This is a genomic window from Bacillus sp. FSL H8-0534, assembly GCF_038005885.1.
In the GTDB taxonomy this organism is placed as follows: domain Bacteria; phylum Bacillota; class Bacilli; order Bacillales; family Bacillaceae_G; genus Bacillus_A; species Bacillus_A pseudomycoides.
The window spans coordinates 2844029-2866250 of record NZ_JBBOUC010000001.1 but is presented as its reverse complement, the minus strand read 5'-3'; the positions used below and the strand labels follow the sequence as shown (position 1 = coordinate 2866250).

The following is a 22222-nucleotide window of genomic DNA, read 5'->3' as shown; positions in this document are numbered from 1 at the left end:
AAAATCTGTATAATAAAGAGCAGAGAATATTGTGAGTAAGGTAGGTGAAACCTTTGAATAAATATGAAATAACGACAACTTCTTCTGAAGAGACACAGAACTTATCAGAAAGGCTAGGACAACTTGTTAGGGAACAAGATGTACTTGTTTTAGAAGGCGATCTTGGTGCTGGCAAGACAACGTTTACGAAAGGTCTTGCAAAAGGCCTTGGTGTGAAACGAGTTGTAAATAGTCCGACATTCAATATTATTAAAGAGTACAAAGGGAGATTACCGCTATATCATATGGACGTGTATCGTTTAGCGGAAAGTGAAGAAGATTTAGGGTTTGATGAGTATTTTTATGGTGAAGGTATAACAGTAGTAGAATGGGCTCATTTAATTGAATCTTTTCTGCCAAATGAGAAATTAAAAATAAGCTTGTTCCATACAGGTGATGATACAAGAAAAATTGTGTTAGAGCCAAGTGGTGAACGCTATATTAGATTATGTGAGGAGCTATTACAAGATGAAAGTACTAGCAATTGATACTTCAAATTATGTAATGGGGATTTCTCTTATTGATGGAAATACTGTTGTCGGAGAAATCATTACGAATTTAACCAAAAATCATTCTGTACGCCTTATGCCGGCTGTAGAACAACTTCTGAAGGAATGTAATATAAAGCCGAAAGAGCTAGACAAAATCATCGTAGCGGCTGGTCCTGGATCTTATACAGGAGTTCGAATTGGTGTGACTGTTGCAAAAACATTAGCTTGGTCGTTGCAAATACCGATTGTCGGTGTGTCTAGCTTAGAAGTAGTGGCTGCGAATGGAGCGAATTTCCAAGGGGTTATTTGTCCATTGTTTGATGGACGTCGCGGACAAATTTATACGGGCTTGTATACATATAAAGAAGAGCAGTTATCTTCTGTAGAAGAGGATCGAATTATTCTTATTATTGATTGGTTACAGATGTTAAAAGATAAGGGGCAACCTGTTTTATTTATCGGCAATGATGTAGAACAACATAAAGAAACGATTGTAGAATATTTAGGAGATCGAGCTGTGTTTGCTTCTTTTACAAAGAACAACCCAAGACCAAGTGAGCTAGCATTTTTAGGATTACAAAAAGAGGAGCAAAGTGTGCATACATTTGTTCCGAGCTACCTCCGTTTAGCAGAAGCAGAAGCAAAATGGCTAGAAAGTCAAAAAAAATAGGGGTTATCAAAATGGATATTACATTTAGAAAGATGACGACTGATGATATTGCTCAAATTGTAGTAATTGAAGAAGCGTCATTCCCAACTCCTTGGACTGCTGATGCATTTTATCGTGAATTGACGATGAATGAATATGCACATTATGTCGTAATTGAAAAAGATGGTGTGGTAATTGGATACTGTGGATTGTGGATTATTATTGATGAATCACATATTACGAACATAGCCATTTTGCCAGAATATCGCGGTCAAAAACTTGGAGATGCTTTGCTGAAAGAAGTAATGGATCAGGCAAAAGAAATGGGAGCAAAAACGATGACACTTGAAGTACGAGTGTCAAATGAAGTAGCGAAGCAGTTATACCGAAAGTATGGATTCCAAAATGGTGGGATTCGTAAACGATACTATACAGACAATTATGAAGATGGTCTTGTAATGTGGGTGAATATATAATGGAAAAAAATACGATTATACTTGGTATTGAAACGAGCTGTGATGAAACGGCTGTAGCGGTTGTTAAAAATGGAACAGAAATAGTGGCAAATATTGTTGCTTCACAGATTGAGAGCCATAAGCGTTTTGGCGGAGTTGTGCCGGAAATTGCATCTCGTCATCATGTAGAACAAATTACAGTTGTATTAGAAGAAGCATTAAAGGAAGCGAACATTACATTTGAAGATATTGATGCAATTGCTGTGACGGAAGGGCCAGGTTTAGTAGGGGCACTTTTAATTGGTGTAAATGCAGCTAAAGCAGTTGCCTTTGCTCATAATATTCCTCTTGTTGGTGTTCATCATATTGCTGGGCATATTTACGCGAATCGCTTAGTAAAAGAACTACAATTCCCTTTGTTGTCACTTGTTGTGTCTGGCGGGCATACAGAGCTTGTTTATATGAAAGAGCATGGTTCGTTTGAAGTAATTGGCGAAACGAGAGATGATGCGGCAGGAGAAGCATATGATAAAGTTGCACGTACACTATCTATGCCATATCCAGGTGGTCCTCATATTGACCGTCTTGCTCATGAAGGACAACCAACGATTGATTTACCACGTGCATGGTTAGAACCAGATTCGTATGATTTTAGCTTTAGTGGACTGAAATCAGCAGTTATCAACACTGTGCATAACGCAAAACAACGTGGAGAAGAAATCGCACCAGAAGATTTAGCAGCTAGCTTCCAAGCGAGTGTAATAGATGTACTAGTAACAAAAGCAGCACGTGCTGCAGAAGCGTATGATGTAAAACAGGTGCTTCTCGCTGGTGGCGTTGCAGCGAATAAAGGACTTCGTGCACGTTTAGAGGAAGAGTTTGCAAAAAAAGAAGAAATCGAGCTCATTATTCCACCGTTATCTTTATGCACAGATAATGCAGCAATGATTGCAGCAGCAGGAACTATTGCATATGAGCAAGGAAAACGTGCAACATTGGCTTTAAATGCAAATCCAGGATTAGATATTGAAGCATAGTTATACACATAATTAACCACAACTTGTGGATAAAACCCATATTATCTGTTGATAATATGGGTTTTATTGTGAATATTAAATGTGCATAATTTTTTTGTGATTTGTGGATAATGTGGAAAAGTTATTTTTGTGTTTATATGATAAAGGTGGATATGTGCATAAGGTTGTGGATAACACTATTGAGGTCAGACCTTCGACCATAATCTTTTGTATTGAAAAATAAACAAGGTAGTTGAATGGCTTTCAACTACCTTGTTTTTATCATATAAATATATAAGGGTTATACGTGTAACTCTTCCCATTCCGCCATAAACTGCTCTAATTTTTCTTGTTTTGTTTGCTTTGCTGTTGTAATCTCACTAGCTCGTTCGTAGTCAGCATATACTTCAGGTAGACAAAGCTCCTCTTCTAATTGTTCAATTTCTTCTTCTAAATTTGCAATGTTTTGTTCAATTTCTTCAATCTTTCGGATGCGTTGGCGTTCTGACTTCTTACGTTCTTTTTCTTCAAGGTAATTTAATTTTTCTTGAGCGATAGTTTTTTGGACTGTTGCATCCTCTTCTTGTTGTTCAAATTCCGCACGTTCAATCATTTCATTTTTCTTTTCAATATAGTAGTCATAGTCACCTAAATATTCTTGTGCACCACCTGTTGATAACTCAACAACTGTAGTTGTGACACGGTTAATGAAATAGCGATCATGGGAAACGAATAAAAGAGTCCCAGGATAATCAATTAAGGCATTTTCTAAAATCTCTTTACTATTTAAATCGAGATGGTTTGTTGGCTCATCGAGAATCAGTAAATTAGATTTTTGCATCATCAATTTTGCTAGAGCTAATCGTGCTTTTTGACCACCACTTAAGGAAGATACTGGCTTTAATACATCGTCCCCTGTGAATAAAAAGTTACCGAGTATCGTGCGAATTTCTTTTTCTGGCTCTAGCGGATAATCATCCCATAGTTCGTTTAAAACACGCTTAGATGATGTTAAGTTTGCCTGTTCTTGATCATAATATCCAATAGATACATTTGAACCGAAAGAAACTTCACCGCCTAACGTCTTTAATTTATTCACAATTGATTTTAATAATGTAGATTTCCCAATACCATTTGGACCAACTAGTGCGACACTATCACCGCGGGTTAAGCGCATATTTACATGTTCAATAATCGGTTCTTTGTCATATCCAATTGAAACATCCTTTATTTGTAATACATCGTTTCCGCTTTGTTTTTCGATATCAAAGTGGAAGGATGCTGATTTAGAATCACCTAATGGTCTAGTTAGTAATTCCATTCTGTCTAACTGCTTCCGACGACTTTGTGCACGCTTTGTTGTAGATGCACGGGCAATGTTCTTTTGGACAAAGTCTTCTAGTTTAGCAATTTCCTCTTGTTGTTTCTCATAACGCTTCATTTCCTGCTCATGTAGTGCAGCTTTTAAATCTAAATATTTACTGTAGTTACCAACATATCGTCTGCTTTCTTTATTAGAAATTTCATATACTTGTGTAACAAGCTTGTCTAAAAAGTAGCGATCGTGGGAAACGATTAAAATAGCTCCAGGATAGCCTTGTAAGTATTGTTCAAGCCATGTTAATGTATCGATATCTAAATGGTTTGTTGGTTCGTCCAAGATGAGTAAGTCTGGTTTTGTTAGCAGTAGTTTCCCAAGAGCAAGTCTTGTTTTCTGTCCACCACTTAACGTAGAAATCGTTGTTTGGTGTGTTTCAACCGGAAAACCAAGTCCACTTAAAATGGAGCGAATATCAGCTTCATATTGATAACCACCTTGATCCTTGTAGTCTAACTGTAATTGATCATAATCAGCGAGTAATTTTTCGTACGTAGCAGCATTTGAAAAGTTCTCTTCCTTACCCATGTCTAGCTCTAACCTTCGAAGCTTCTTTTCCATTTGCTGCAGATGAGTAAAGACAGTAAGCATTTCATCCCAAATTGTTAAAGAAGTTTCTAAACCAGTATTTTGGGCCAAGTATCCAATTGAAACATCTTTTGGTTTTATAATTTCTCCACCATCGTGAGATAATTCACCGGCAATTATTTTTAATAATGTAGATTTTCCAGCACCATTTCGACCAACTAGTGCAATGCGATCTTTTGTTTGAACTTCCAATTTAATGTTTGCAAGAATTGTTTCAGCACCGTATAATTTTGAAAGCCCATTCACTTGTAATAAAATCAATGTTTTCACCTCAAATAATTTCTTAACTTTGCCATGTTTATATTTCTCAATCATACTAAAAATAGTGTATAGTTTAAAATAAGAGAGAAGTCTTCTCTCTATTATACAAGGAAAGTCATAAGTGCTAAACTTCTGTATTTGTTTTAAATCTGTGAACAAAGATAGGAAGAGAGGAGAGGTTATATGGATCAACAAAAGATTCCACAGGCCACTGCCAAACGATTGCCTCTATACTATCGATTTATCCAAAACTTATCTCTTTCTGGTAAGCAGCGTGTTTCATCGGCTGAATTGAGTGAAGCTGTAAAGGTAGATTCAGCAACAATTCGGAGAGATTTTTCATATTTTGGAGCGTTAGGGAAAAAGGGATATGGATATAATGTGAATTATTTACTATCATTCTTCCGAGAAACGCTTGATCAAGATGATATAACACGTGTAGCACTTATTGGAGTGGGTAATTTAGGGACCGCTTTCTTACATTACAATTTCACCAAAAATAATAATACAAAGATTGAAATGGCATTTGATGTCAATGAGGAGAAAGTTGGAAAAGAAATCGGAGGAATTCCTGTATATCATTTAGATGAATTAGAAGAGCGTTTAACAAATGATATACAAGTGGCAATATTAACAGTACCTGCTACTGTTGCACAGGCTGTAGCAGATCGATTGGCCGAAACAAATATACACGGAATTTTAAATTTTACACCAGCACGATTAAATGTTTCAGAAAATATAAGAATTCACCATATTGATTTAGCTGTAGAATTACAAACACTCGTTTATTTTTTGAAAAATTATCCACAATAAAACGCAGAGGAAATCCCTCTGCGTTTTATTGTTGCTTTTTCTTTGTAAATTTGACTAAGATAAGTCGAAGTGCCAAATTAAAATCAATTGTTGCCATAGCAGCAAACAGCAGTGTCCCAAAGTTCCAAATTGTATCTGTAACGTTCGTAATTGCGAAACGTGTAAAGACACAACCAAGAAGGAAATACAGTGCTGCCATGAACAATGGTGAGTTCCTCATATTTAAAATCCTCCGATAAATCCTTGCATTTTTTCTGCTTCTTTAATCATTTCTTGTATTTGTTCGTTACTTACCAGTACTTGGGCTATTGCAACTAATGTATTCATCGCAACATGTGCCATAATAGGAACGATAATTCGCTTTGTTTTTACATATAAAAAGGCGAATACAAGCCCCATGGAAGTGTATACCAATAAGTGTGTAAAATCAAAGTGAATTGCTGCAAATACAAGTGAGCTAATAATAGCAGCGATAAAGAAGTTGAATTTCTTATACAATGTACCAAATAAAATTTTTCTAAAGACAATTTCCTCTAAAATAGGCCCTATTATTGATATAACAATAAGGAACCATGGGGTGGTCCGTGCTATTTCCATCAAGCGAGCTGTGTTCTCAGATCCAGGTTTAATGCCCAATAAACGCATTTCGATTGTGCCTGCAATTGTTTGAGAAAAGAAAGCTAAAAAGAAACCGATAAAGATCCAACCGATTGTGGCAGGAATACTGGCGCGTTTTGTATCGAAACGACTTTCACGAATATCTGTTCGAAGTAGTAAAAGTACAATACATAATGCAATGAAAAAGCTAATAATTGCCCAGTGACCAGTCAGTAGCTGCATTTTTTCTTCTCTGGTGAACCCCCTATTATCATATAGTCCGGTTTTCAAAAGAAGCGGTAATCCAACAATACCTGATAATTGCATAAGAATGTATGTAACTATAATCCACCAATATTGTTTTTTCAAATTGGTTAACCATCCTTTCTAACTCTAGTTTATGAGATAAGGCGGGATAACATGTAAACATCCAGCCGGGGATACGTAATAACCATTCATATTATTATTTTTTTGTAAATCTTTCTTTGAAAATGAAATAGGAGACAGGAAAAAGCTGTACCTATAGAGAAAACAACTTATGGCATCTTCCATATTGTAACATACGATAAGTGAAAACGCTGATTCATATATATAAGGCTTTCGCGAGAATGGTTGCAGCGATAACAGAATGATTTTTCTTAGGAAGTTATATAAAAAAAGTTTATATAGCAATTTGCGAAAAAATTATGATTTTTTTACTTGCAAAAGAAAATTAGATTATTTATTATTATAAGTGTGTTAGCACTCGAGGTCGTTGAGTGCTAATAAAGAAAATTTACATAGAAAAATGAGGAGGTTATTGTTCATGCTAAAGCCATTAGGTGATCGCGTTGTAATTGAGCTTGTTCAAGCAGAAGAAAAAACAGCAAGTGGTATTGTATTACCAGACACTGCAAAAGAAAAACCACAAGAGGGTAAAGTTATTGCAGTAGGTACTGGTCGAGTGCTTGAAAATGGTGAGCGTGTTGCTTTAGAGGTAGCAGCAGGTGATCTTATCATCTTCTCAAAATATGCAGGTACTGAAGTGAAATATGAAGGTACAGACTACTTGATTTTACGTGAAAGTGACATTTTAGCAATTATCGGTTAATTATATACATTTTAAAAATCCAAGGGGGTCAATTATTATGGCAAAAGATATTAAATTTAGTGAAGAAGCACGTCGTTCGATGCTTCGCGGTGTCGACACTCTTGCAAATGCAGTAAAAGTAACGCTTGGACCAAAAGGTCGTAACGTTGTACTTGAGAAAAAATTCGGTTCACCACTTATTACAAATGATGGTGTAACAATTGCGAAAGAAATCGAATTAGAAGATGCTTTCGAAAACATGGGTGCAAAATTAGTAGCAGAAGTTGCTAGCAAAACAAATGACGTAGCTGGTGACGGAACAACAACTGCAACTGTATTAGCACAAGCTATGATTCGTGAAGGTTTAAAAAACGTAACAGCTGGCGCGAACCCAATGGGTCTTCGTAAAGGTATCGAAAAAGCGGTTGTTACAGCAATTGAAGAATTAAAAATAATTTCTAAACCAATCGAAGGTAAATCTTCTATCGCACAAGTAGCTGCTATTTCATCAGCTGACGAAGAAGTAGGTCAATTAATTGCAGAAGCAATGGAGCGCGTTGGTAACGACGGCGTTATTACTTTAGAAGAATCTAAAGGATTCACAACAGAATTAGATGTAGTAGAAGGTATGCAATTTGATCGTGGATATGCATCTCCTTACATGATTACTGATTCTGACAAAATGGAAGCAGTACTTGATAACCCATATATCTTAATCACTGACAAAAAGATTTCTAACATTCAAGAAATCTTACCAGTGTTAGAGCAAGTGGTACAACAAGGTAAACCACTTCTTATCATTGCAGAAGATGTAGAAGGTGAAGCATTAGCTACATTAGTAGTGAACAAACTTCGTGGTACATTCAATGTAGTAGCTGTTAAAGCTCCTGGATTTGGTGACCGTCGTAAAGCAATGCTAGAAGATATCGCGATCTTAACTGGCGGTGAAGTGATCACTGAAGAATTAGGACGCGACTTAAAATCAGCTACAGTTGCATCTTTAGGACGCGCTGGCAAAGTTGTTGTAACGAAAGAAAACACAACTGTAGTTGAAGGTGTAGGTAACACAGAACAAATCGAAGCTCGCATCGGTCAAATCCGTGCACAATTAGAAGAAACAACTTCTGAATTCGATCGTGAAAAATTACAAGAGCGTCTTGCTAAACTTGCAGGAGGCGTAGCAGTAATTAAAGTAGGTGCAGCAACTGAAACTGAGTTAAAAGAGCGCAAACTTCGCATTGAAGATGCACTTAACTCAACTCGTGCAGCAGTAGAAGAAGGTATTGTTGCAGGTGGTGGTACTTCACTTATGAACGTATACACTAAAGTAGCTTCTATTTCAGCTGAAGGTGACGAAGCAACAGGTATCAACATTGTACTTCGTGCATTAGAAGAGCCAGTTCGTCAAATCGCAATCAACGCTGGTCTAGAAGGATCCGTTGTTGTAGAACGCTTAAAAGGCGAAAAAGTAGGCGTTGGTTTCAACGCAGCAACTGGCGAATGGGTAAACATGCTTGAGTCTGGTATCGTAGACCCAGCAAAAGTAACTCGTTCTGCACTTCAAAACGCGGCATCTGTTGCAGCTATGTTCTTAACAACTGAAGCTGTAGTTGCTGACAAGCCAGAACCAAATGCACCAGCAATGCCTGACATGGGCGGCATGGGCATGGGCGGTATGGGCGGAATGATGTAATTTCATTCGCCAAAGAAACATTCATCTCTATATAGGGGTGAATGTTTTTTGTTATGGGACAAAAAAATATAGAAATAAAGGTTTCTTGGGATAAAGAAAATAATTTCTGTAGAATTTTGTCGCTTTCTCTCTTGACCGTATTGATACTTCATTGTTAGAATCTAGGAAGATAATATAAAACAATCCTTCATATATCCTCAATGATATGGTTTGAGAGTCTCTACCGGGTTACCGTAAACAACCTGACTATGAAGGCAGTGTGTCTTATATTTATAAAGAGCGGGATACTATCTTTATAAAGCCAGACCTCTGCCTTTTCTTTGTTATGAGACTGAGGGCGGAGGACTGGCTTTTTTTATTATATTGGTAATGCTTTTTGCCAAATTGGTGAAAATATTTATATACAGAACTAACGTTGGGGTGATTATTTTGAAGAAACAGCACGATACAATTATCGTTTTAGATTTTGGGAGTCAGTACAATCAGTTAATTGCACGTCGAATTCGTGAGTTCGGTGTATACAGTGAACTTCATCCACATACAATTACTGCAGAAGAAATTAAAGCAATGAATCCAAAAGGGATTATTTTCTCTGGTGGACCGAATAGTGTATATGGTGAAAATGCATTCCACTGTGATGAAAAAATCTTTGAATTAGGATTACCGATTTTCGGTATTTGTTACGGTATGCAGCTTATGACAAAACACTTTGGTGGAAAAGTAGAACGTGCGAACCATCGTGAGTACGGAAAAGCAGTTCTTAAAGTAGAGAACGGATCAAAATTATATGCGAACCTTCCAGAAGAGCAAGTTGTATGGATGAGTCATGGTGACTTAGTAACTGGTTTACCAGAAGGATTCGTAGTAGATGCAACAAGTGAGTCTTGTCCAATTGCTGGTATGAGCAATGAAGCAAAAAACTTATACGGTGTACAATTCCATCCAGAAGTACGTCATTCTGAGCACGGTAATGATTTAATCAAAAACTTCGTATTCGGCGTATGTGGCTGTTCTGAAGGTTGGAACATGGAGAACTTTATTGAAGTAGAATTAGAAAAAATCCGTGAAACTGTTGGCGATAAAAAAGTACTATGCGCACTTAGTGGCGGTGTAGACTCTTCTGTTGTAGCAGTATTAATCCATAAAGCAATCGGTGACCAATTAACATGTATTTTCGTTGACCATGGTTTACTTCGTAAAGGTGAAGCGGAAGGTGTTATGAAAACATTTAGCGAAGGCTTCCACATGAACGTTATTAAAGTGGATGCAAAAGAACGCTTCATGAACAAGTTAAAAGGTGTAGAAGATCCAGAACAAAAACGCAAAATCATTGGTAATGAATTTATTTACGTATTTGATGATGAAGCTTCTAGATTAGAAGGAATGGACTTCTTAGCACAAGGTACACTGTACACAGATATTGTTGAAAGTGGTACAGCAACTGCACAAACAATTAAATCTCACCATAACGTTGGTGGACTTCCAGAAGATATGCAGTTCAAATTAATTGAGCCTTTAAACACTCTATTTAAGGATGAAGTACGTGTATTAGGATCAGAACTAGGAATTCCTGATGAAATCGTATGGCGTCAACCGTTCCCGGGTCCAGGACTTGGTATCCGTGTATTAGGCGAAATCACAGAAGAAAAATTAGAAATCGTTCGTGAATCCGATGCGATTTTACGTGAGGAAATCCAAAAAGCTGGCTTAGATCGTGAAATTTGGCAATACTTCACTGCACTTCCTGGCATGCGTAGCGTAGGTGTTATGGGTGACGAGCGTACTTATGATTACACAGTAGGTATCCGTGCAGTAACATCAATCGATGGTATGACAGCAGATTGGGCACGTATCCCTTGGGATGTATTAGAGAAAATCTCTGTACGTATCGTAAACGAAGTAAAACACGTTAACCGTATCGTGTATGATGTAACGAGTAAGCCACCAGCAACAATTGAGTGGGAATAGAATAGGTTTATTCGTTTAAAAGAAGACCCATCTATGATTTTATGCATAGATGGGTCTTTTTTTGTTGTTTATACGAACGAAAAACAAAAATCTTATAAAAATGTTCGTTTTTAAATTGACATACACCTATATGTGAGTTAATATGAGTATGTAATTGATACGAAAAAATGAATATTACAGCCGTCGTATAATATCGGGGATATGGCCCGAAAGTTTCTACCTAGCTACCGTAAATGGCTTGACTACGAGGCGTTTTTATAAAGGTAAGGGGAAATCTGCCTTTATTTACAGAACGCTTCCATGTATATGCAATGGAAGCCTTTTTTATTTTTATAAATAAAAGAGGGCTAGGGAGGGTTACGACGAGTAATCATATAACGGGGGAAACGTAGAATGAAACGTTATTTTCAGTTCGATGAGCTCGGTACAAATTATAAAACAGAGTTCATTGCAGGGTTAACGACATTTTTATCTATGGCTTATGTATTATTTGTCAATCCTGCTACACTGTCACTGGGAAACATTAAAGGGTTACCAGCAGGAACAGGAATGGATCCGGGAGCGGTCTTTGTTGCCACTGCATTAGCGGCTGCAATTGGGTCACTGATTATGGGGATTTTCGCAAAATATCCAATTGCCTTAGCGCCAGGAATGGGAATCAATGCATTCTTTGCTTATACAGCGGTGTTAACGATGGGGATTCCGTGGCAAACAGCGATTGCCGGAACTTTAATGTCAGGTATTATCTTTATTATTCTTACTGCTTCTGGTATTCGCGAAAAAATTATTAATGCCATTCCATTAGAGTTGAAGTTTGCAGTAGCAGCAGGAATTGGTTTGTTTATCGCCTTTCTTGGTTTTCAAAATGCAGGAATTATTGTGAAGAATGATGCGGTTCTTGTTGGATTGGGGGATTTAACAAAGGGCACAACATTACTTGCGATTTTCGGTGTAGTGATTACAATCATTCTAATGATTAAAAAAATAAACGGTGCTGTTTTCTACGGAATGATTCTTACAGCAATCCTTGGAGTAGCAACAGGATTAATTGATACACCAAAAGCTGTCGTTGGTGCAATTCCTAGTTTAGAACCTACGTTCGGTGTGGCGTTCCAGCACTTCGGAGATATCTTTACTGTTCAAATGGGAATTGTTATTATAACGTTCTTCTTCATTGATTTCTTTGATACAGCGGGTACACTTGTAGCAGTTGCGAATCAAGCTGGGTTAATGAAGAACAATAAATTACCACGTGCGGGAAAAGCATTATTTGCAGATGCAATTGCCACTGTAATTGGTGCGATTCTTGGGACATCTACGACAACGTCTTACATTGAATCGTCTGCAGGGGTAGCAGCAGGAGGGCGTTCAGGATTTACAGCAGTTGTAACAGCCGGATTTTTCTTGTTAGCACTTTTCTTTTCACCATTATTAAGTGTTGTGACAGCGTCTGTAACGGCACCGGCTTTAATTATTGTAGGGATTTTGATGGTTTCGTCTCTAGGAGAAATTGATTGGAAGAAATTCGAGATTGCAGTACCAGCATTCTTTACGATTATTTCTATGCCACTTACGTATAGTATTGCAACAGGAATAGCAATTGGATTTATCTTCTATCCAATTACAATGGTTGTAAGTGGTCGTCGTAAAGAAATTCATCCAATTATGTATGTAATGGGAGTTTTATTCGTACTATATTTCATCTACGTTCGTAAATAAAGGGGTTTTTGAAAGGTCTGGACTAAGGGGAGTCTAGACCTTTTTTGCGTCTTCAGAAAATCTTAAGGATTTCGTTCCGTTTTTCTTCAGAAGTTTTCTTATAATAGAAGTTAGGGAATGAAAAAGCTATGGGGGAGATATTGTGGGACACGAAACAATACTTGTTGTAGATGATGAAAAAGAAATTCGGGATTTAATTACGATTTATTTAAAGAATGAAGGATATAAGGTGCTACAGGCAGAGGATGGAGCAGAGGGTTTATATATATTAGAGAAAAATGAAGTGCATTTAGTTGTATTGGATATTATGATGCCGAAAATTGATGGTATCCATATGTGTATGAAAATAAGAGAAGCGAAAGAGATGCCAATTATTATGTTGTCTGCGAAAACGCAAGATATGGATAAAATTTTAGGGCTAACAACAGGAGCGGACGATTATGTAACGAAACCTTTCAATCCGTTAGAACTGATGGCGAGAATAAAATCGCAGCTTCGTCGATATATGAAAATGAATGGATTTGTTGTCCAAAATGAAAATGAAATTGAAATCGGGAATATGAAAATAAACGTCTCAACCCACAAAGTTGTTGTAGAAAATGAAGAAGTGAAACTAACTCCGAGGGAATTTTCGATTTTGGAGTTATTAGCTCGTAATCCAGAGATGGTCTTTAGTGCAGAACAAATTTATGAAAAGGTTTGGAATGAACGATCTTTCCAATCTGATAATACTGTCATGGTGCATATTCGAAAAATACGTGAGAAGACAGAAGAGAATCCGAGAAAGCCAATATATATAAAAACAGTATGGGGAGTGGGATATAAGATTGAGAAAGATAATTAAAAGCATATTTAGGCCGATTGGTTGGATGAATCGAACTTTTAAAAAAATAATATATAAAGTAATAAGGGGAGTACAAAAGAGTTTACGTGTACAACTGATAACTACGTTTGCTTTCTGTATTTTGTTGGGTGTAATAGGAGTGTGGACATCATCTCCGTTTTTTCAAGGAATAAATACATACTCTGTAATTGATTATTCATCTGGTATGCGAGGAATTGATGCAACTGCTGAAAGACTTGCCGAGGTTATTACAAGAGAAGGTGCTGATGTTAACGTCCAAGAAGTTTTTGAACGTCCGGAGTATCAAGGTGAATTAAAAGTGTTAATTGTAGATGAGAATGGAAAAGTTATATATAAGACAAAAGATGCTCAGGAAGAACAAGTTAATCTTCATAGTACTATTCGTAATATAATGAGTTTCAAAATAAATCGCTCTCAATATGAATATCAAAAAAATGTAATAGATAATGAAATCGAAAGAGAGCGTAAAGAATTTACGACTTTTTATCCTTTAACAATTCAAGAGAAAAATATGTATATGATCGCAAGCGGTATACCGGAAGGGAATATTAGAGTAGTACAGAATGATGGGCCGTTTCCATTTTTGATTGGCTTTGTTATTTTTTTATTTTCTTTCTTTTATATAACTAAAAGAAAGATGAGGCAAGTTGAGGCAATGGCGGAAGGTGTAAAAGAAATCGCAAAAGGTAACCTGCAATATAGAATTCCGCAGAAGGGGCAAGATGAATTAAGTTTGCTAGCTGTGAATATGAATCAGATGGCAAAAGAGTTATTTTCCAACATAGAAAAAGAAAGAAGAATAGAGAAGCAAAAGAATGAATTGATTACAAATGTATCTCATGACTTGCGAACGCCACTTACATCTATTATGGGTTATTTGCGTTTATTACAGGATTCAAAATATGAAAGTAAAGAACAGCACAATGAATATGTGAGAATTGCTTTCTCGAAATCTGAGCAGTTAAAGAATTTAATAGAAGATTTATTTGAGTATACAAAGTTAACAAATGAAAAGATGGTATTAGAAAAGCAAGAAGTGTGTATAACCGAACTTCTGGGGCAATTAATAGAAGAGCTAGTACCACAGGCTGAAGAAGAAGGACTTATACTCGTGAAGCAGTTTCCTAAAGAACGTGTGTATGCTGCGATTGATTCAGAGAAGATGGTCCGTGTATTTGAGAATCTATTAATGAATGCTATTAAATATAGTAAAGATGATGGAGAGATTAAGGTTTCCCTTCAAAGACAACGCCGGAATATACAAATTACGGTTGCGAACCATAGTGAAGAGTTTACAAAGGAAGAGTTAGGGAACTTGTTTGAACGCTTCTATAAGAAAGATCAATCTAGAAGTAGAGTAACGGAAGGATCGGGACTCGGATTAGCAATCGCTAAAAGTATTGTTGAATTACAAGGGGGAGAAATTCGAGCAGAATATGAGGATGGAATTATTCAGTTTATCGTTTCACTACCAATTATAGAAGAAAAGTAAATAAAGAGAGAGTTATGGAAGAGGAAGGCTTGTTTATAAGGAATAAGCCTTCTTTATATTTTTTTAGAAAAACATATTGACGTTTATATAAATGAAGTGTAATATTATATGAGTCGCCGATAGCAACAACGCAAAACGCGACAAATGAAATAAAAAAATAGTTGGCATTGAAACATGAAAGTGTTAACATAAGGGAGTCGCGAATGAGCGGCAAACAAGTTCTTTGAAAACTGAACGAAACAAACAACGTGAAACGTCAATTTTTATTTTAGATGCTAGACAAACTAACTTTATTGGAGAGTTTGATCCTGGCTCAGGATGAACGCTGGCGGCGTGCCTAATACATGCAAGTCGAGCGAATGGATTAAGAGCTTGCTCTTATGAAGTTAGCGGCGGACGGGTGAGTAACACGTGGGTAACCTGCCCATAAGACTGGGATAACTCCGGGAAACCGGGGCTAATACCGGATAACATTTTGCACCGCATGGTGCGAAATTCAAAGGCGGCTTCGGCTGTCACTTATGGATGGACCCGCGTCGCATTAGCTAGTTGGTGAGGTAACGGCTCACCAAGGCAACGATGCGTAGCCGACCTGAGAGGGTGATCGGCCACACTGGGACTGAGACACGGCCCAGACTCCTACGGGAGGCAGCAGTAGGGAATCTTCCGCAATGGACGAAAGTCTGACGGAGCAACGCCGCGTGAGTGATGAAGGCTTTCGGGTCGTAAAACTCTGTTGTTAGGGAAGAACAAGTGCTAGTTGAATAAGCTGGCACCTTGACGGTACCTAACCAGAAAGCCACGGCTAACTACGTGCCAGCAGCCGCGGTAATACGTAGGTGGCAAGCGTTATCCGGAATTATTGGGCGTAAAGCGCGCGCAGGTGGTTTCTTAAGTCTGATGTGAAAGCCCACGGCTCAACCGTGGAGGGTCATTGGAAACTGGGAGACTTGAGTGCAGAAGAGGAAAGTGGAATTCCATGTGTAGCGGTGAAATGCGTAGAGATATGGAGGAACACCAGTGGCGAAGGCGACTTTCTGGTCTGTAACTGACACTGAGGCGCGAAAGCGTGGGGAGCAAACAGGATTAGATACCCTGGTAGTCCACGCCGTAAACGATGAGTGCTAAGTGTTAGAGGGTTTCCGCCCTTTAGTGCTGAAGTTAACGCATTAAGCACTCCGCCTGGGGAGTACGGCCGCAAGGCTGAAACTCAAAGGAATTGACGGGGGCCCGCACAAGCGGTGGAGCATGTGGTTTAATTCGAAGCAACGCGAAGAACCTTACCAGGTCTTGACATCCTCTGACAACCCTAGAGATAGGGCTTCCCCTTCGGGGGCAGAGTGACAGGTGGTGCATGGTTGTCGTCAGCTCGTGTCGTGAGATGTTGGGTTAAGTCCCGCAACGAGCGCAACCCTTGATCTTAGTTGCCATCATTAAGTTGGGCACTCTAAGGTGACTGCCGGTGACAAACCGGAGGAAGGTGGGGATGACGTCAAATCATCATGCCCCTTATGACCTGGGCTACACACGTGCTACAATGGACGGTACAAAGAGCTGCAAGACCGCGAGGTGGAGCTAATCTCATAAAACCGTTCTCAGTTCGGATTGTAGGCTGCAACTCGCCTACATGAAGCTGGAATCGCTAGTAATCGCGGATCAGCATGCCGCGGTGAATACGTTCCCGGGCCTTGTACACACCGCCCGTCACACCACGAGAGTTTGTAACACCCGAAGTCGGTGGGGTAACCTTTTTGGAGCCAGCCGCCTAAGGTGGGACAGATGATTGGGGTGAAGTCGTAACAAGGTAGCCGTATCGGAAGGTGCGGCTGGATCACCTCCTTTCTATGGAGAATTGATGAACGCTGTTCATCAATATAAGTTTCCGTGTTTCGTTTTGTTCAGTTTTGAGAGAACTATCTCTCAGAAATAAATGTATGTTCTTTGAAAACTAGATAACAGTGTAGCTCATATTTTTTAATTTTAGTTTGGTTAAGTTAGAAAGGGCGCACGGTGGATGCCTTGACACTAGGAGTCGATGAAGGACGGGACTAACGCCGATATGCTTCGGGGAGCTGTAAGTAAGCTTTGATCCGAAGATTTCCGAATGGGGAAACCCACCATACGTAATGGTATGGTATCCTTACCTGAATACATAGGGTAAGGAAGACAGACCCAGGGAACTGAAACATCTAAGTACCTGGAGGAAGAGAAAGCAAATGCGATTTCCTGAGTAGCGGCGAGCGAAACGGAATCTAGCCCAAACCAAGAGGCTTGCCTCTTGGGGTTGTAGGACATTCTATACGGAGTTACAAAGGAACGAGGTAGACGAAGCAGCCTGGAAAGGCTCGTCACAGAGGGTAACAACCCCGTAGTCGAAACTTCGTTCTCTCTTGAATGTATCCTGAGTACGGCGGAACACGTGAAATTCCGTCGGAATCTGGGAGGACCATCTCCCAAGGCTAAATACTACCTAGTGATCGATAGTGAACCAGTACCGTGAGGGAAAGGTGAAAAGCACCCCGGAAGGGGAGTGAAAGAGATCCTGAAACCGTGTGCCTACAAATAGTCAGAGCCCGTTAATGGGTGATGGCGTGCCTTTTGTAGAATGAACCGGCGAGTTACGATCCCGTGCGAGGTTAAGCTGAAGAGGCGGAGCCGTAGCGAAAGCGAGTCTGAATAGGGCGTTTAGTACGTGGTCGTAGACCCGAAACCAGGTGATCTACCCATGTCCAGGGTGAAGTTCAGGTAACACTGAATGGAGGCCCGAACCCACGCACGTTGAAAAGTGCGGGGATGAGGTGTGGGTAGCGGAGAAATTCCAATCGAACCTGGAGATAGCTGGTTCTCCCCGAAATAGCTTTAGGGCTAGCCTTAAGTGTAAGAGTCTTGGAGGTAGAGCACTGATTGAACTAGGGGTCCTCATCGGATTACCGAATTCAGTCAAACTCCGAATGCCAATGACTTATCCTTAGGAGTCAGACTGCGAGTGATAAGATCCGTAGTCAAGAGGGAAACAGCCCAGATCGCCAGCTAAGGTCCCAAAGTGTGTATTAAGTGGAAAAGGATGTGGAGTTGCTTAGACAACTAGGATGTTGGCTTAGAAGCAGCCACCATTTAAAGAGTGCGTAATAGCTCACTAGTCGAGTGACTCTGCGCCGAAAATGTACCGGGGCTAAATACACCACCGAAGCTGCGAATTGATACCTATGGTATCAGTGGTAGGGGAGCGTTCTAAGGGCAGTGAAGTCAGACCGTAAGGACTGGTGGAGCGCTTAGAAGTGAGAATGCCGGTATGAGTAGCGAAAGACGGGTGAGAATCCCGTCCACCGAATGCCTAAGGTTTCCTGAGGAAGGCTCGTCCGCTCAGGGTTAGTCAGGACCTAAGCCGAGGCCGACAGGCGTAGGCGATGGACAACAGGTTGATATTCCTGTACCACCTCTTTATCGTTTGAGCAATGGAGGGACGCAGAAGGATAGAAGAAGCGTGCGATTGGTTGTGCACGTCCAAGCAGTTAGGCTGATAAGTAGGCAAATCCGCTTATCGTGAAGGCTGAGCTGTGATGGGGAAGCTCCTTATGGAGCGAAGTCTTTGATTCCCCGCTGCCAAGAAAAGCTTCTAGCGAGATAAAAGGTGCCTGTACCGCAAACCGACACAGGTAGGCGAGGAGAGAATCCTAAGGTGTGCGAGAGAACTCTGGTTAAGGAACTCGGCAAAATGACCCCGTAACTTCGGGAGAAGGGGTGCTTTCTTAACGGAAAGCCGCAGTGAATAGGCCCAAGCGACTGTTTAGCAAAAACACAGGTCTCTGCGAAGCCGTAAGGCGAAGTATAGGGGCTGACACCTGCCCGGTGCTGGAAGGTTAAGGAGAGGGGTTAGCGTAAGCGAAGCTCTGAACTGAAGCCCCAGTAAACGGCGGCCGTAACTATAACGGTCCTAAGGTAGCGAAATTCCTTGTCGGGTAAGTTCCGACCCGCACGAAAGGTGTAACGATTTGGGCACTGTCTCAACCAGAGACTCGGTGAAATTATAGTACCTGTGAAGATGCAGGTTACCCGCGACAGGACGGAAAGACCCCGTGGAGCTTTACTGTAGCCTGATATTGAATTTTGGTACAGTTTGTACAGGATAGGCGGGAGCCTTTGAAGCCGGAGCGCTAGCTTCGGTGGAGGCGCTGGTGGGATACCGCCCTGACTGTATTGAAATTCTAACCTACGGGTCTTATCGACCCGGGAGACAGTGTCAGGTGGGCAGTTTGACTGGGGCGGTCGCCTCCTAAAGTGTAACGGAGGCGCCCAAAGGTTCCCTCAGAATGGTTGGAAATCATTCGTAGAGTGCAAAGGCATAAGGGAGCTTGACTGCGAGACCTACAAGTCGAGCAGGGACGAAAGTCGGGCTTAGTGATCCGGTGGTTCCGCATGGAAGGGCCATCGCTCAACGGATAAAAGCTACCCCGGGGATAACAGGCTTATCTCCCCCAAGAGTCCACATCGACGGGGAGGTTTGGCACCTCGATGTCGGCTCATCGCATCCTGGGGCTGTAGTCGGTCCCAAGGGTTGGGCTGTTCGCCCATTAAAGCGGTACGCGAGCTGGGTTCAGAACGTCGTGAGACAGTTCGGTCCCTATCCGTCGTGGGCGTAGGAAATTTGAGAGGAGCTGTCCTTAGTACGAGAGGACCGGGATGGACGCACCGCTGGTGTACCAGTTGTTCTGCCAAGGGCATAGCTGGGTAGCTATGTGCGGAAGGGATAAGTGCTGAAAGCATCTAAGCATGAAGCCCCCCTCAAGATGAGATTTCCCATAGCGTAAGCTAGTAAGATCCCTGAAAGATGATCAGGTTGATAGGTTCGAGGTGGAAGCATGGTGACATGTGGAGCTGACGAATACTAATAGATCGAGGACTTAACCATATAATATGAAGCAAATGTTATCTAGTTTTGAAGGAATATACCTTCAATAGTTTGGTGATGATGGCAGAGAGGTCACACCCGTTCCCATACCGAACACGGAAGTTAAGCTCTCTAGCGCCGATGGTAGTTGGGACCTTGTCCCTGTGAGAGTAGGACGTCGCCAAGCAACTTTAGACGAGTCAGAATGACTCGTCTTTTTTGTGTTTTTAGCTTATTGAAGATCTTTAATAAAATTTTTCGAAATGTAATGTGCATATTGCACAGTATGTGAATCTTATTGAGCCTCTAAAAGAAATTTCCAATGCTAAGTAGCTTTGTTGAATTCGTTCTTCTCATATAATAAGATGTCTTCTTTAAGATTTTTATAGATATCTAATAGATCGTCTGGTAGAGTACAATAAATAGACTCTTCTAGGGTATAAGGTTCAAATATTTTCCGTTATAATTCAAATTCATTAAAAATAATCTGTAGTATTTGGATTTCAAAGTTTCCTAATGTTGTATCTATAATAGATTCAATATTAGGAAACTATAGCGAATGGGCATATGGATTCGTTAGAAAAGAAAGAAGTCGAACTAGTTATGTTCTTTCGTTATACAATAGGGCGATTAAAACATAATATTGCTTTCCTTAACAAAATATTCATAGTGAATATTTTGTTAAGGAAAGTTTGTTACTTGCGCATTACTATGAATAGTTCTTTCTTTGTTATTCGCTTCTTTTTCTCGATTGTAAATTTTAAGGAGACCTACTATTCTAGCTTAGTAAAAATCTTGATGAAGTAGGAGGGCGTTATATTCGAATTTGATATAATATAAGGTGTTTTTAAAATATACATCATAGAGAAGGGATTCAAAGAATGAAGAAAATAAGTATTGTTACAATAGTAGTTTTACTCCTCCTAGTTATTGCGTATATGCTAGTTGGGAACTACTTTTATAACTATGCGCTAAATGCGAAACAAGAAAAAGAATTTTTAGAGGGAAACCCTCATTTAAAGAAAACTGTAACTGTATCGGGTAATGTAGTAGCCACTGATGAAATGAAAAATACAGAATTCTTATCAAAACATCAACCAAGTACGACGTCTATACGTTCTTTTGATAACTTGAAACTAACTGGCTATGAATATCGTAATCAGGAATCTAGTCATAAATGGTCAATCGTGGTTCACGGATATAATGGAAGAGCCTTGGAAATGACAAAATACATTCGCCATTTTTATGAAAAGGGTTATAGTGTAGTAGCACCTGATCTTCGTGGTCATGGCAATAGTCAAGGTGATTATATTGGTATGGGGTGGCATGATCGTAAGGATGTTACGCAGTGGATTCAGTATGTATTAAAGAAAGATCCGCAAGCGGAAATAGCTCTGTTCGGTATTTCTATGGGAGGCGCAACTGTTATGATGACTTCCGGAGAAGAGTTACCTGCCAATGTTAAGGTTATTATTGAAGATTGTGGTTATTCATCTGTTATAGATGAATTCACGTATCAATTAAAAGATCTATTTCATTTACCAAAATTCCCTGTTATGAATGCGGCGAATACAATTACAAAACTCCGTGCTGGTTATGACTTGAATGAGGGATCGGCCGTCAAGCAAGTTGCAAAAAGTAAAACTCCGATGTTGTTTATCCATGGAGATGCAGATACATTTGTTCCTTTTGAAATGTTGGATGAAGTGTATAATGCTGCAAAGGTGAAAAAAGAGAAATTGATTGTGCCAGGTGCAGGTCATGGAGAAGCTGAAAAAATAGATTCGGAGAAATATTGGAATACTGTATGGGGATTTATTGGAAAATACATTCCAGCATAAGTATAGATTTAGAAAGAATCTTTCGCTATTAAAAGTGAAAGATTCTTTCTTTATATATAGGGGATACATTGATTGTAGCTTAAATAGGGAGTCTTTCTATCTAAATGTTATGCGTGGATAAGTGATGGTTAAATTTAAGTGAGGATAAAGAAATCTAACGGATTAAAGTCTTATCTTCTATATTTAATGGGGAATTTGAATTTTGTTTTAAAAAGGTATTGCTTTTATAATGATAAGTGTGTAATATATTAGAAGTCGCCGATGCAACAAAGCAAAACGTGACAAACGAAATAAAAAACTTAGTTGACATTGAAATACGAAAGTGTTAACATAAGGGAGTCGCAAATGAGCGGCAAACAAGTTCTTTGAAAACTGAACGAAACAAACAACGTGAAACGTC

Annotated in this window: 15 protein-coding genes, 3 rRNA genes and 2 riboswitches; of the genes, 15 read left to right on the top strand and 3 right to left on the bottom strand. The window is 39.5% G+C overall.

Annotation, left to right across the window (positions count from 1 at the left end; translation table 11 throughout):
- Positions 1-53: 53 nt before the first annotated feature.
- The 4 genes from tsaE to tsaD are packed head-to-tail and all read left to right on the top strand — an operon-like array spanning position 54 to position 2671.
- Positions 54-527, top strand: a complete 474-nt coding sequence (tsaE, locus tag MHH71_RS14535) for a tRNA (adenosine(37)-N6)-threonylcarbamoyltransferase complex ATPase subunit type 1 TsaE (RefSeq protein ID WP_018783545.1) — start codon at positions 54-56, stop codon at positions 525-527.
- Positions 508-1200: a tRNA (adenosine(37)-N6)-threonylcarbamoyltransferase complex dimerization subunit type 1 TsaB gene (gene tsaB / locus MHH71_RS14530; protein WP_018783544.1), complete on the top strand. Its 693-nt coding sequence runs from the start codon at positions 508-510 to the stop codon at positions 1198-1200. Before tsaE ends, tsaB begins: the two co-directional genes overlap by 20 nt.
- Before the next feature lie 11 nt (positions 1201-1211).
- Positions 1212-1655, top strand: coding sequence for a ribosomal protein S18-alanine N-acetyltransferase (gene rimI / locus MHH71_RS14525; protein ID WP_006093166.1), 444 nt, complete (start codon positions 1212-1214; stop codon positions 1653-1655).
- On the top strand, positions 1655-2671 hold the full coding sequence (gene tsaD, locus MHH71_RS14520; RefSeq protein ID WP_003194551.1) for a tRNA (adenosine(37)-N6)-threonylcarbamoyltransferase complex transferase subunit TsaD: 1017 nt from the start codon (positions 1655-1657) through the stop codon (positions 2669-2671). The genes rimI and tsaD overlap by 1 nt, the downstream gene beginning before the upstream one ends.
- Before the next feature lie 280 nt (positions 2672-2951).
- Here the strand turns inward: tsaD and MHH71_RS14515 are convergent, their stop codons facing one another.
- Positions 2952-4877: an ABC-F family ATP-binding cassette domain-containing protein gene (locus MHH71_RS14515; protein ID WP_208858013.1), complete on the bottom strand. Its 1926-nt coding sequence runs from the start codon at positions 4875-4877 to the stop codon at positions 2952-2954.
- A gap of 183 nt (positions 4878-5060) precedes the next feature.
- On the opposite strand from MHH71_RS14515, the gene MHH71_RS14510 reads away from it, so the two are divergent.
- Positions 5061-5690 (top strand): redox-sensing transcriptional repressor Rex, encoded by a 630-nt coding sequence (locus MHH71_RS14510; RefSeq protein ID WP_003205609.1) that lies wholly within the window; start codon positions 5061-5063, stop codon positions 5688-5690.
- A gap of 25 nt (positions 5691-5715) precedes the next feature.
- Here the strand turns inward: MHH71_RS14510 and MHH71_RS14505 are convergent, their stop codons facing one another.
- Together MHH71_RS14505 and MHH71_RS14500 are read right to left on the bottom strand one after the other, a co-directional pair.
- Positions 5716-5910: a YdiK family protein gene (locus MHH71_RS14505; protein WP_016117046.1), complete on the bottom strand. Its 195-nt coding sequence runs from the start codon at positions 5908-5910 to the stop codon at positions 5716-5718.
- A gap of 2 nt (positions 5911-5912) precedes the next feature.
- On the bottom strand, positions 5913-6656 hold the full coding sequence (locus MHH71_RS14500) for a CPBP family intramembrane glutamic endopeptidase (RefSeq protein WP_016117047.1): 744 nt from the start codon (positions 6654-6656) through the stop codon (positions 5913-5915).
- Positions 6657-7092: 436 nt separating this feature from the next.
- On the opposite strand from MHH71_RS14500, the gene groES reads away from it, so the two are divergent.
- The 10 genes from groES (at position 7093) to MHH71_RS14450 (ending at position 21822) form a co-directional block, all read left to right on the top strand.
- On the top strand, positions 7093-7377 hold the full coding sequence (gene groES / locus MHH71_RS14495) for a co-chaperone GroES (protein WP_000917305.1): 285 nt from the start codon (positions 7093-7095) through the stop codon (positions 7375-7377).
- Between the two features lie 37 nt (positions 7378-7414).
- Positions 7415-9049: a chaperonin GroEL gene (groL, locus tag MHH71_RS14490; RefSeq protein ID WP_006093172.1), complete on the top strand. Its 1635-nt coding sequence runs from the start codon at positions 7415-7417 to the stop codon at positions 9047-9049.
- A 167-nt stretch (positions 9050-9216) separates the two neighbouring features.
- A riboswitch (purine riboswitch) is annotated at positions 9217-9318 on the top strand.
- 160 nt (positions 9319-9478) lie between these two features.
- Positions 9479-11017, top strand: a complete 1539-nt coding sequence (guaA, locus tag MHH71_RS14485; RefSeq protein ID WP_018783542.1) for a glutamine-hydrolyzing GMP synthase — start codon at positions 9479-9481, stop codon at positions 11015-11017.
- A 162-nt stretch (positions 11018-11179) separates the two neighbouring features.
- Positions 11180-11282: riboswitch (purine riboswitch) on the top strand.
- Positions 11283-11410: 128 nt separating this feature from the next.
- Complete coding sequence (locus MHH71_RS14480) at positions 11411-12736, top strand: NCS2 family permease (protein ID WP_003194563.1); 1326 nt, start codon at positions 11411-11413, stop codon at positions 12734-12736.
- A 142-nt stretch (positions 12737-12878) separates the two neighbouring features.
- On the top strand, positions 12879-13580 hold the full coding sequence (locus tag MHH71_RS14475) for a response regulator transcription factor (RefSeq protein WP_006093173.1): 702 nt from the start codon (positions 12879-12881) through the stop codon (positions 13578-13580).
- A 25-nt stretch (positions 13581-13605) separates the two neighbouring features.
- On the top strand, positions 13606-15093 hold the full coding sequence (locus MHH71_RS14470) for a sensor histidine kinase (protein ID WP_051091473.1): 1488 nt from the start codon (positions 13606-13608) through the stop codon (positions 15091-15093).
- 290 nt (positions 15094-15383) lie between these two features.
- A 16S ribosomal RNA gene (locus MHH71_RS14465) occupies positions 15384-16935 on the top strand.
- A 145-nt stretch (positions 16936-17080) separates the two neighbouring features.
- A 23S ribosomal RNA gene (locus MHH71_RS14460) occupies positions 17081-20002 on the top strand.
- 50 nt (positions 20003-20052) lie between these two features.
- Positions 20053-20168: ribosomal RNA gene (gene rrf, locus MHH71_RS14455) — 5S ribosomal RNA — on the top strand.
- Together the 16S, 23S and 5S rRNA genes form the textbook arrangement of a ribosomal RNA operon.
- Before the next feature lie 694 nt (positions 20169-20862).
- Positions 20863-21822, top strand: coding sequence for an alpha/beta hydrolase (locus MHH71_RS14450; protein ID WP_018783736.1), 960 nt, complete (start codon positions 20863-20865; stop codon positions 21820-21822).
- The last annotated feature ends 400 nt before the right edge of the window (positions 21823-22222 follow it).